The sequence below is a fragment of the Flammeovirga aprica JL-4 genome, assembly GCF_012844305.1.
Lineage (GTDB): Bacteria > Bacteroidota > Bacteroidia > Cytophagales > Flammeovirgaceae > Flammeovirga > Flammeovirga aprica.
This window is the reverse complement of record NZ_JABANE010000297.1, coordinates 1-1175: the sequence shown is the minus strand read 5'-3', so window position 1 is coordinate 1175 and position 1175 is coordinate 1. Positions and strand designations below refer to the sequence as shown.

The window sequence follows — 1175 nt, the reverse complement described above, 5'->3', positions numbered from 1 at the left end:
ATTTACCAAAATAAACCCTCATTCAGAAAAGTGTTCTGAATGAGGGTTACTGTGGACAGCGTTGAGTTTACGTCCTCGTATTTTTTTAGGATATTACACTTAGAACAGTTGGGGGAACAATGATGACTTAATTTTCTATTTCATTTATTTGATCTAATGCATATTTTTTTATTAAATCATCAGATGAATTAGATAACTCTTTAAGCTTTTCTAAAGCTTTTTCTGTTTCTAAGTATGCCAATATGTAAGTGCATTTTTTAATAAATGACTCTCTGTAAGACGGATACCATAATTTACACTCTAAATGTATCGCTTCCACAACAAAGTCCACACACTCAGGGTAATCAACATCAAATTGTAAAATTGTAGCTATATTATCATGCTTACTATGCCAACACTCTACTAATAATTCACATAATATAGGACACAAGGATTTCTCTTCAATAAAATTTAACATCATAAATAAATACTCTAGGTCTTTAGTATCCTTAGACTCCAATACTTTACTAAAACAATTAACCATATAATTATTGTCTAATTTATGTGGATATTTACTAATAAAATCAGTTTCTGAAATTTTTCGTGTCGCATATTCTAATACCAATTTTCTATCTTTAATTATCATATAATTTATTTTTTCTTAGGTTTTGTAATTGTCATTATTTCTTCAATAGTTATAATGTTGTCATTAAATAATTTCAAGGCATTTCCTTCTATTCCGTTTGAACTACTACCCAAGGCTATATTTACTTGTGGAATTTTACCATTTGCAGTTTTTAGGGGTTCTTGTTTAAAGAATGCATGTTTTATTCCCCAGTTTTGTACATCTGAAACTGATGGCATTTTCTTAAAAAGTGCTGTAACAAGATCTGTTTGATCTGAAACTCCTATTTCCTCCAAAGCACTAATTGTTCCTTTTTTAAATAGTATTTCACTAACACACCCTTATATTTTTCTGAGTATGCCTGTGTTGGTGATGTGAAGCTCTCACCCGTTGATGGTACTCTTTTACCCTTTAATAACCTTTTATAATGTTTTTCAGACAAAGTTCTATAGAAAACCTCTCCAGCTTCTTCCACCACATAATCCCCTTTCTTGCCAATTACTTTCCCAAATTTACCTACATTTTTGAACCAATTTAACCTAAAATCAACATTTTCAGGTATTCTTTTCAC

The 1175-nt window shown here is 30.2% G+C and carries 3 protein-coding genes; all 3 read right to left on the bottom strand.

What is annotated here, in order from left to right:
• Positions 1-127: 127 nt before the first annotated feature.
• The gene (locus HHU12_RS33990; RefSeq protein WP_169661159.1) at positions 128-625 is read right to left on the bottom strand and encodes a hypothetical protein; all 498 of its coding nucleotides are present in this window, start codon (positions 623-625) and stop codon (positions 128-130) included.
• Positions 626-630: 5 nt separating this feature from the next.
• Positions 631-900 (bottom strand): hypothetical protein, encoded by a 270-nt coding sequence (locus HHU12_RS33985; protein WP_169661158.1) that lies wholly within the window; start codon positions 898-900, stop codon positions 631-633.
• On the bottom strand, positions 888-1175 hold a 288-nt coding region (locus HHU12_RS33980; RefSeq protein ID WP_205960079.1), incomplete at its 5' end, for a hypothetical protein. The genes HHU12_RS33980 and HHU12_RS33985, both read right to left, overlap by 13 nt.

What these genes read in the sequence shown, in the direction of transcription:
- HHU12_RS33990 (WP_169661159.1), bottom strand. Translation starts at nt 625, where the DNA reads ATGATAATTAAAGATAGAAAATTGGTATTAGAATATGCGACACGAAAA.